This is a genomic window from Paracoccus jeotgali, from assembly GCF_002865605.1.
Classification (GTDB): Bacteria; Pseudomonadota; Alphaproteobacteria; order Rhodobacterales; family Rhodobacteraceae; genus Paracoccus; species Paracoccus jeotgali.
On the sequence record NZ_CP025584.1, the window covers coordinates 139,230 to 149,225 of the forward strand.

The window sequence follows — 9,996 nt, forward strand, 5'->3', positions numbered from 1 at the left end:
GGCCCAGCATTCAACAAGGAGGAGACGACACATGAAAATGAGGACCACGACCCTTGCCGCGGCGCTGCCCGCGGTTCTGGCGCTGGTGCCGGCGTTCGCCGGTGCCGAAACCATTCGCATTGCGACGATTGAGTCGCTGACCGGCACCTTTGCCCCGATCGGGCAGAACCGGCTTGAAACGTTCCAGTTCATGGCGGATCTGGCAAACGCGAATGACTGGGCCGGCGCGGACAATGATTTTGAAGTGACCGGCTTTGATGGCAAGGCCAGTCCACAGGAATCGGTGATCCAACTGAAGCGCGCGATCGATCAAGGGTATCGCTATATCGGCTCCGGCAACGGATCAAACGTAGCCTTCGCTCTAGTCGACGCGGTTAACAAGCACAACAGCCGCAATCCCGGCAAAGAAGTGATACTGTTCAACTATTCGTCCATCGATCCCGATCTGACGAACAGCAAGTGCAGCTTTTACGCCTTTCACTTCGACAGCAACACCAACATGAAGATCGAAGTTATGGCAAATGCGATCAAGGATGATCCGGACGTCAAGAAGGTCTTTATAATCGGACAGGATTATTCCCACGGCCATCAGGTCAGCCGTGCTGCCAAGGACGCACTGGCTCGTCTCAGTCCCGATGTCGAAGTCGTGGGCGACGATTTGCACCCTGTGGGCAGCGTTAAGGACTTTGCACCCTACATCGCCAAGATCAAGGCGTCCGGCGCGGATACCGTCATCACGGGTAACTGGGGGTCCGACTTGGCACTGCTGGTCAAGGCAGCCGAAAGCGCCGGCGTCAAGGCCAAGTTCTACACCTTCTATGCCAACAACACCGGCTCGCCCACGTCAATCGGCGCGTCAGGCGCGGATCGCGTCAAGGTGGTGACCAACTGGCATTCCAATGCCGACTTCGACACAGAAAAGGGCATGGTTGCCACTTACAAGGAAAAATTCGACGACGATCTCTACATGCAATACTTGGAATCCGTGGTCGGCATGCTCGGCAAGGCGGTGCAGAAGACCGGATCGCTCGACCCGGTCGAGAACGCCTTCGCTATGGAGGGCATGACCTTCGACGCCATGCATGGCGAGGTCGAGATGCGCGCTGATGATCACCAGCTGCAACAGCCCCTGTACGTTGCGACCTGGACCAAGACGGATGGCGGTGAGGTCAAGTATGATCAGGAAAACACCGGTTATGGCTGGAAGACCGATACGCGGCTGGAACGCGACCTCGCGACACAGCCGACCACCTGCGAGATGGATCGCCCGCAGCGCTAGATAAGGAGCGGGCCGCCGTGATCGCCATGAGCGTCGGCCCGATCGTTACATCAACCCGATGCACCAGGGGAGACGCATTGTGGAATTCCTGACCATCAGCCTGCTCAACGGGATAAGCTATGGGCTGCTTCTGTTCATGCTGTCATCTGGGCTGACCCTGATCTTTGGCATGATGGGCGTGCTGAACTTTGCGCATGCCAGCTTCTACATGCTGGGGGCCTACTTCGCCTATTCGCTCAGCACCGTCTTTGGATTCTGGATCGCGCTGGTCGTTGCACCGCTTTTGGTGGCGGCGCTCGGAATGGCGGTTGAACGCTTCGGCCTGCGTCCACTGCACAAGTACGGGCATGTGTCAGAACTGCTTTTCACCTTCGGGCTGTCCTACGTCATTGTCGAGATCGTGCATCTGGTCTGGGGACGCGGCGCGCAGCCGTACGCGATCCCGCCGGAGCTGTCGGGCGCGGCGTTTACCGTCTTCACCACCGAATTTCCCGCCTATCGCGCCTTCATGATGGGCGTGGCGCTGTTCATGCTGCTGGCAATTTATCTTCTTTTGACCCGCACCCGGATCGGCATGGTCATCCAGGCGTCGCTGACCCACCCCGAGATGGTCGAGGCCCTTGGCCATAACGTGCCGCGCACCTTCATGCTGGTCTTTGGCGGCGGCTGTGCGCTGGCAGGGCTGGCGGGTGTCATCGGCGGCAACGCCTTTGTAACGGAACCCAGCATGGCTGCCGCGGTGGGCAGCATTATCTTTGTCGTTGTCGTGATCGGGGGCATGGGTTCGCTCAGCGGCGCGTTGCTTGCCTCGCTGCTGATTGGGATCATCCAGACCTTCGCGGTCGCGCTAGATTATTCCATGGCCGACCTGCTGGCGCTATTCAAACTGGAGATTGGGCCGATGACCACAGGATATCAGCTGTTCAGCTTAACGATATCGCAGCTGGCTGTCGCCCTGCCCTATCTTATCATGGTGTTGATCCTGATCGTACGCCCCCAAGGCCTGCTCGGCCGGGCGGAGGGCTGAGCGATGGATCGGAAACCTGTGTCCTCCCTGCTGATCTGGCTTATCTTCGCCGCGGCGCTGCTGGTCGCGCCGCTGATCTTTTCGCAAGGCGCTTCGATCTCGTTCCTCTGCCAGATGGGTGCGATGACGATATTCGCGCTGTCCTACAACATCTTGCTGGGCCAGACGGGGATGCTGTCCTTCGGACACGCGGTCTATTATGGCTTGGGTGCCTTTGGCACCATTCACGCGATGAACTGGGCCAATGACGGCGGCCTAGCCATTCCGCTTGTGCTGATGCCGCTAGTGGGTGGTTTGGTAGCGCTGATCGCCGGAGTCGTTCTGGGCTATGTCACGACCAAGAAATCCGGCGTCGTCTTTGCGATGATAACGCTGGGCATAGGCGAACTGGTCTTTGCTGGCACCCACATGTTTCCCGCAATCTTCGGTGGTGAAGGTGGGATCAGCACGAACCGCGTCTATGGCACGTCGTTCCTTGGCTTCACCTTCGGGCCGCAGATCCAGGTCTATTATCTGATCGCCGCTTGGCTGTTCATCAGCACGGTGGCAATGTACGCCCTCGCGCAAACGCCGCTTGGCCGGCTGGCGAACGCCGTGCGAGACAACCCCGAGCGGGTCGAGTTCATCGGCTTCAGCACACACTGGATTCGCTATCTGATGCTGGTCCTGTCGGGCAGTTTCGCGGGCATTGCCGGGGCGCTGACGGTCATCAACTTCGAATTGGTCGGCACTGAGAATGTCAGCCTTGCGCTGTCTGGCGCGATCCTGCTGTTCACCTTCATCGGCGGCACAAGCTATTTCTATGGCCCGATCATCGGCGCGATTGTGGGCACTTTTATGACAGCGGTGCTGTCGGGCTATACACCTGCCTGGCAGCTTTACTTGGGCGTGTCGTTCATCCTAGTTGTTCTGTACCTGCCCGGCGGCATTGCCAGTCTGTTCGATCGGTTGGCCCTCGCCGCGGCGCGGCGGATGATCGGGTGCGTCGCCCTGCCCACGCTGTCGATGGTGGTGACGCTAATGGTGCTCACGGCGGGCGCCGTCATTGCGGTCGAGATGCTGTATCATATCACGCTGCACGCGGCCGACGGACCGATCATGCAGCTATTCGGCCGGCAGACCGACACGACCAGCCCTGCCAACTGGCTTGTCGCCATGGCCCTTGTGATCATGGGATCGGTTGGCCTCCGCATGGCCCTGCCCGGGTTCCGCGCCGCATGGGAAGGCATCGACAGTGGGATCGCACACGAGCCCGTGACGGCGGCCAGCAAGCAAGGAGCGGCGGCATGAGCATTGCACTTGAACTGGACGACGTGCACAAGAGCTTTGGCGAAACCAAAATCATCCGCGGCGCTAACCTAGCGGTGCGATCGGGCGAACGCGTCGCAATCATCGGTCCCAACGGCGCAGGCAAGTCGACAATGTTTCATCTGATTTCCGGCCGGCTGCATCCGACATCGGGGCAGATCCGTCTGAGGGGCGAGGCGATTGGCGGGCTGCGACCTCATGAAGTGTATCGCCGCGGGCTGGCCCGCAGCTTCCAGATTACCAACGTCTTCCAGAAGCTGACCACGTTCCAGAACCTGCAGTGCGCCGCGCTGTGGTCGTTAGGCTATCGCTATTCGCTCTGGCACCGTCTGATCGGCCTTAAGGACGTGCGCGAGCGGGCCGAGCAGGTGCTGGAACAAATCGGCCTGACTGCCCGCCGCGACACTGAGGCCAACCTGCTGAGCTATGCCGAACTGCGCGCGCTCGAGATCGGCATCACCATCTCGGGCGGGGCAGAGGTGATTATGCTGGATGAACCGACCGCCGGGATGAGCCGGCATGAATCCGACGCCGCACTTGCGCTTATCCGCAAGGTCAGCGTGGGCAAGACGCTGCTGGTGGTCGAGCATGACATGGGCGTCGTCTTTGGTTTAGCCGACAAGATTGGCGTTCTGGTTTATGGGCAGATGATCGCCTTTGACACGCCCGAAAACATCCGCGGCAATCCTAAGGTGCAGGAAGCCTATCTTGGCGCCGTTGAAGCGCAGGAGAGGACGGCATGACCGCGATGCTAGAAACGGGCAACCTGCACGCTTATTATGGCAAAAGCCATATCCTGCATGGCGTCGACATCACCGTTGGCGCGGGCGAGATTGTCAGCCTCGTCGGTCGCAATGGAGTGGGCCGCTCGACCACCGTTAAGACGATCATGGGCCAGGTCAGCGCCACCGGGTCGATCCGCTTCAAGGGCGAAGAGATACTCGGCCTTAAACCATTCATGATCGCCTGCAAGGGCGTCGGCTATGTTCCCGAAAGCCGGGACGTGTTTCCGACCCTATCGGTCGAAAAGAACCTGCTGTTGGGTGTGAAATCCCGGAAGAAATCTCGATGGGGACTGGACGACATCTTTCGCATGTTCCCCCGGATGCAGGAACGTCGTAACGTGCCAGCAGGCGTTCTGTCAGGGGGTGAGCAGCAGATGCTGACGCTAGGACGTACGCTAATGGGTGACCCCGACCTGATCCTGATCGACGAGCCGACCGAAGGGCTGGCGCCGATGGTGGTGGCCCAAGTTGGCGAATATCTCCAGGAGATGAAGGCGCAGAACATCTCGGTGCTGCTGGTCGAGCAGAAGCTGGACATCGCGCTGAAGATCTCGCAGCGCATCTATGTAATGGGGCATGGCGCCATCGCCTTTGCCGGCACCCCCGCCGAACTCCACGACAATCAGGACGTCCGCAAGGAGTGGCTGGAAGTCTGAGCCACGAGCCTATTTTCGGAAGGATGACGACCATGGACCATGTGGAGACCAGCCGCCCTCGCCCCGACTTGATGCATGTGCGGCTGAAGGGTGCGGGCAGGTACAACCTGATGTCCTATGCGATGCTGCACGAACTGTGGCAGACCGCAAACGCAATTCAGGCTGATCCTGGCATCCGCGCGGTTGTGGTCGCCGGATCTGACACGCATTTTTCTGCCGGCATGAACCTGAAGCAGAACGAGGTGCGCGACTATCGCGAGTTTGATACAGAACAGAGACTTGCAATTCACGCCATTGGGGCGCGTGCCTGTGCCGCCTGGGAGGCACTTGATGCCGTCACCATCACCGCGATTGAGGGTTATTGCCTCGGCGGCGGGCTAGCCTTCTCCATCGTGACTGATTTCCGCGTCGCAGGCGCGAGTTCGATGCTAGGCGCGCCCGAGCTCCTAAACGGAATGAGCATGAGCTGGCAAAGCGTGCCGCGCCTTGTGTCGCTTGTGGGGCCGGCGCGCACGCGGAAACTGGTGATGCTTGCCGACAACATCGACTCGGCCACCGCTGAAAGTTGGGGATTGGTCGACGAACGCGCCGCGGACGGACAGGCGCATGCCGCGGCTGATGCGCTCGCGCAGAGGCTGCTAGATATTGCGCCCGCGCCTCTGCGCATGACCAAACACGCTATCGCACAGTCGGCCAACGCGCTGAATCACGCAGTTAGCTATATGGACCTTGAACAATACGTCACCTGTCAGACGACCGATGCGCATGGCGCGGCGCTGGACGCGTTCTTCAAGAAACGCTGAACGGACGAGGGAGAAACCGATGCCAAACCTGCTCAGATCTTCTGTCGTCGGCATCGACATCACCGAGGCGCACACGTTCATGAGTGCGCGGCGGTTGATGAGCTATGCTGCGTCGCTTGGCGCGACCGAGGATGTCTACCTGAACGATCTGCGCGAGGGCGGCATCCTGGGCCTGCCGAGCTACGTAATTTCGCCCGAGTGGCAGGTGATGAACGGTGCGCCCTATCGAGCCATCCTTGGCGCGGACGATGCTCAGATGTGGCGCTGCATCCACGTCCAGCAGGACTCGACGGTGTTTGCGCCTCTTCGCCCTGGCGTGCATCTTGTCACGCGCGGCAGGATCTGCGCGCTGCGGCAGACCCGCATTGGCGCCTATATCGCGGTGCGGCTGAAGACCACCATCCGCAACACTGACGAGGCGGTGGCCGAAAGCTGGTTTTGCGGCATCTTCCTTGGCGACAAGGTGGACGGGCCCGATCGTAGCATCGCTGAACCCCCTGCAGCGCCCACTCCGAGCGGCGATCTGGTCTCTGGGACCGCGCCAATTCTTGAGGTCACGCGTACACTGCCGCATCTGTATACCGAAGCCGCCGATATCTGGAACCCGATCCACACCGAACGCAGCGCTGCGCGCCAGGCCAGGCTTGACGATACGCTGCTGCATGGCTCGTGCAGCTGGGGGGCGGCGGGACTTGAAATAGTTCGCCGTTTCGCCGACTGCGATCCGACCCGGCTGAAGCGTCTTGGCGCGCGGATGAGCGGGCAAGCGCTGGTGGGCGCGTCGCTTTTCTTGCGCCACAACGTGACCGATGGGCCGACCATGCGCCGGGTAGCCTTCGACGTGGTCGATGGCACGGGCCGCACCATCCTGTCGAACGGGATCGCGGAAATCGGCCCTTGACCCTACCCCACCTTGGGCTGCGCAGCAGCGGCACCTGCCTGAGCGGTGACGATCTTCATCAGGTTTTCCACCATGTAGTTGGCAAGTTTCGTCGGCGAAAGTTTACTGTCGGGACGGTACCAGTGGAACATGAACCCGATGGCCCCGCCGATCAGCAAGGCGGTCAGCTTGGTGTCGTCAAAGTCGAATTCGCCTGAACGGCGCCCTTCCTCAAGCACCTCCAACATGTCGGCGTGCAACAGCAAGGCATTCTCGCGCACAATCCGCGCGGCCTCGCCCGTCAAGAGGCTCGGTTCTTTGTAATAAAGAGCACCGCCGGCGAACGTCTGCAGATAGCGCAGGATTAATTCGTGCAGCCCGTTCGTCAGTCGGTCCGACGCACTCAGCCCCAGCTTAGCGGTGTCTTGAAACGCCTTGCAGGTGAAGTGAGACGATTCAACGCACAGCGTTTCAAAGATGCTCAGCTTGTCCTTGAAATAATAGTAGATGAAGGGCTTTCTGACGCCAAGTTCCAGCGCGATCTCGTCGATGCTGGTATTTGCATAGCCCTGGCGGAAGAACATCGCCCCAGCGACTTCAAGGATCTGGTTTCGCTTTGCCTCGTGATTTTCTGCCTTGCGCGCGGTGCGTCGTCTCGCGGCGGTCGTCGTTGTGCGTTTGGCCATTGTCGTTCCGTCTCCGTATGGCTTGAGCGAACGCCGCCACGCGACGTAACCCTGTAATGACAAATCCGAGCCTAGCAAAACCAACGAAGCCGAGTTCAAGGAAGGCTATTTACTAGTCACACCGCTGGCCGACGTCTCAGTCCGGATAGCAGAATCCGGGCTGAGAGGTGAAGCGTGTGACGTGATAATCGACGTCGCCGTCAACCGCGCCGAAGGTGGTCAGCCGCTTGAAGTAGTGCGCAACCTTCATCTCGTTGGTCATGCCGATCCCACCATGCAACTGAATCGCTTCCTCACCGACGCGCCTTGCCGCCTGCCCAACGCGGATCATCGCGCCTGAAACTGCGTGCCGGCGTTTCGCTGCATCTTCCGACTTGGAAACGCTGGCCGCAAGCATCGCCATCGAGCGCGCCTGCTCGACCTCGATAAAAATGTCGGCCATGCGGTGCTGCAGGGACTGAAATGCCCCAATCGGCTGATCGAACTGCCGGCGGGTCTTTAGATAGTCAAGCGTCGTTTCCATGACGGCCTGCATGATCCCTACTGCCTCGGCGCAGATCAGCGCGCAAGAGTAATCCGAGACCGCGTCAATGATCGGCCATGCCTCACCCGACGCTCCGATCCGTGCGGCATCGGGCACGCGCACATTGGCGAGGTCGACATCGGCAGCCCGCATCCCGTCGATGGTGCGGTAATCGGTGCGGGAAAGACCGTTAGCATTTCCCGGCACGACGAACAGCGAAATGCCCTCATGATCCCGTCGGTCACCCGTAACGCGCGCCGACACGATCAGGTGATCGGCTTGGGCACCATGAATAACGACGGTCTTGCGTCCGTTCAGTACGTGTTGGTCGCCATCGGTGCGGACGGTGGTCGCCACGTCGAACCGGTCGAACCGCGATTGTTCTTCGCCCATGGCGCAGGCAAGGCGGACAGTGCCGGCCGCCGCCCCGCCAAGCAAGTCGGCGAAGCGACCTTCGTCATGTTTTAGAAATTCGACTCCGCAGACGGTGGCCATGTAGGGTTCGACAAGAAGGGCTTTACCCAGCGCCTGCATCACGACGAACATGTCCGCGCCGCTGGCGCCGAACCCGTCCAACGCTTCTGGTACTGGCAGCGCAAGCAACCCCAGATCGCTCAACCCGGCCCATGCTTGCGCGCTTACTCCGTCAAGCGATCCGATGATGTCGCGTCGCCGCTCGAACCCGTATTCCTTGTCGGTCCAGCGCCCGAGCGTTTCAGAAAGCTGCGTCTGCTCCTCGGTTGATGTAAAATCCATGTAACTTCAAAGCCCCAATATCATGCGGTTGATAATGTTCTTCTGTATCTCGTTCGATCCGCCGTAGATCGACGCCTTGCGGAAGTTAAGGTAATGCGCTGTGAGCGGCGCCGCCGCATCGTGGCCGGTTACGGACGCCTCGCGCCTTCCCTCAAGAAAATCCACATCCAGCGGCAGTCCGTAGGGCCCCACCGCCTCGACCATCAGCTCCGTCAACCGCTGCTGCACTTCGGTGCCGACAATCTTGAGCATCGACACCTCTGGACCCGGTTCGGAATTGCCGTGATCGGCCGACACAACCCGCAGATTGGTGATCTCAAGGGCCATCAGCTCGGCCTCGAGCAGCGCGACCTTGCGTGCGAACAGTGGATCTTCCAGCACCGACCCGTCGCCGCTAGGTGTCGCCATTGCCAAGCGCTTAAGAAAGGCGAGCTCACGCTTGGATCGGCCCACCTCGGCCACGTTGCTGCGTTCGTGGCTGAGCAGATATTTGGCATAAGTCCAACCGCGGTTTTCCTCACCGACAAGGTTCTCAGCGGGAACCCTCACGTCGTCGAAAAAGACTTCATTTACCTCGTGGTCCTCGTCCAGCGTGATGATCGGGCGGACGGTGATCCCAGGCGATCTCATGTCGATCAGTAGGAACGAGATGCCCTGCTGCTTGCGTCCCGAATTGTCGGTCCGCACCAGGCAGAAGATCATGTCCGCGTGCTGTGCCAGCGTGGTCCATGTCTTCTGACCATTCACCAAATAATATGCGCCGCTTTCATCCTCGACGCGCTTGGCGGATGTCTTTAGTGAGGCCAGGTCGGACCCCGCGCCCGGTTCGGAATAGCCCTGACACCACCAGTCTTCACAGCTCAGGATACGCGGAAGGTAATAATCCTTCTGCGCAGCATTGCCGAACTCCATTAGCACCGGGCCGATCATGTTGATGCCGAAGCTAATGATGTTCGGCGCACCCGCGCGGGTCGTTTCCTCTTCCCAGATATGACGTTGCACCGGCGTCCAGGCCGCACCGCCATATTCACGGGGCCAATTGGGCGCAACCCATCCCCGCCGATGCAGGATCGTATGCCATTTTCGATAATCCTCGCGGCTTAGGCGTTTGTGGTTCAAAACCTTGGCCCGAAGATCGTCCGGAAGGTTCAAATCGATGAACGATCGCACCTCTGACCGAAATTCCAACTCTTGTGCATCATATTCGAGGTTCATGTCTGTCCTTCTTGCGCAAGCCGCCCCGCGGCACCGTCTCTTCAGCCTGCGCACCACTGCCTCTGCCGCGGTGGCGTG

Annotated in this window: 10 protein-coding genes; 7 read left to right on the forward strand and 3 right to left on the reverse strand. The window is 60.0% G+C overall.

Annotated features, from left to right (window positions below; all coding sequences use genetic code 11):
• Window positions 1–31 precede the first annotated feature (31 nt).
• From CYR75_RS15685 to CYR75_RS15715, 7 genes are read left to right on the forward strand one after another with little or no spacing between them, the layout of a single operon-like run.
• Entirely contained in the window at window positions 32–1,279 is a 1,248-nt protein-coding gene (locus tag CYR75_RS15685) for a branched-chain amino acid ABC transporter substrate-binding protein (protein WP_101501187.1), read from the forward strand.
• Between the two features lie 58 nt (window positions 1,280–1,337).
• Window positions 1,338–2,306, forward strand: coding sequence for a branched-chain amino acid ABC transporter permease (locus CYR75_RS15690; RefSeq protein WP_101501188.1), 969 nt, complete (start codon window positions 1,338–1,340; stop codon window positions 2,304–2,306).
• A gap of 18 nt (window positions 2,307–2,324) precedes the next feature.
• On the forward strand, window positions 2,325–3,596 hold the full coding sequence (locus CYR75_RS15695; protein ID WP_225972948.1) for a branched-chain amino acid ABC transporter permease: 1,272 nt from the start codon (window positions 2,325–2,327) through the stop codon (window positions 3,594–3,596).
• The gene (locus tag CYR75_RS15700) at window positions 3,593–4,357 is read left to right on the forward strand and encodes an ABC transporter ATP-binding protein (RefSeq protein WP_101501190.1); all 765 of its coding nucleotides are present in this window, start codon (window positions 3,593–3,595) and stop codon (window positions 4,355–4,357) included. Before CYR75_RS15695 ends, CYR75_RS15700 begins: the two co-directional genes overlap by 4 nt.
• A gap of 5 nt (window positions 4,358–4,362) precedes the next feature.
• Window positions 4,363–5,055: an ABC transporter ATP-binding protein gene (locus CYR75_RS15705; protein WP_101501204.1), complete on the forward strand. Its 693-nt coding sequence runs from the start codon at window positions 4,363–4,365 to the stop codon at window positions 5,053–5,055.
• A 32-nt stretch (window positions 5,056–5,087) separates the two neighbouring features.
• Window positions 5,088–5,858 carry an enoyl-CoA hydratase/isomerase family protein gene (locus CYR75_RS15710; protein WP_158644703.1) on the forward strand — a complete coding sequence of 257 codons (771 nt, stop codon included), beginning with the start codon at window positions 5,088–5,090 and terminating at the stop codon, window positions 5,856–5,858.
• Window positions 5,821–6,759, forward strand: coding sequence for an FAS1-like dehydratase domain-containing protein (locus tag CYR75_RS15715; protein ID WP_158644704.1), 939 nt, complete (start codon window positions 5,821–5,823; stop codon window positions 6,757–6,759). Before CYR75_RS15710 ends, CYR75_RS15715 begins: the two co-directional genes overlap by 38 nt.
• A 2-nt stretch (window positions 6,760–6,761) precedes the next feature.
• Here CYR75_RS15715 and CYR75_RS15720 read toward each other — a convergent pair whose 3' ends face one another.
• From CYR75_RS15720 to CYR75_RS15730, 3 genes are all read right to left on the reverse strand, one after another.
• A complete protein-coding gene (locus CYR75_RS15720; RefSeq protein WP_101501193.1) occupies window positions 6,762–7,424 on the reverse strand; it encodes a TetR/AcrR family transcriptional regulator in 663 nt (220 codons plus the stop codon).
• A 136-nt stretch (window positions 7,425–7,560) separates the two neighbouring features.
• Entirely contained in the window at window positions 7,561–8,703 is a 1,143-nt protein-coding gene (locus CYR75_RS15725; RefSeq protein ID WP_101501194.1) for an acyl-CoA dehydrogenase family protein, read from the reverse strand.
• Window positions 8,704–8,709: 6 nt separating this feature from the next.
• Window positions 8,710–9,918: an acyl-CoA dehydrogenase family protein gene (locus CYR75_RS15730; protein ID WP_101501195.1), complete on the reverse strand. Its 1,209-nt coding sequence runs from the start codon at window positions 9,916–9,918 to the stop codon at window positions 8,710–8,712.
• Window positions 9,919–9,996: the final 78 nt, after the last annotated feature.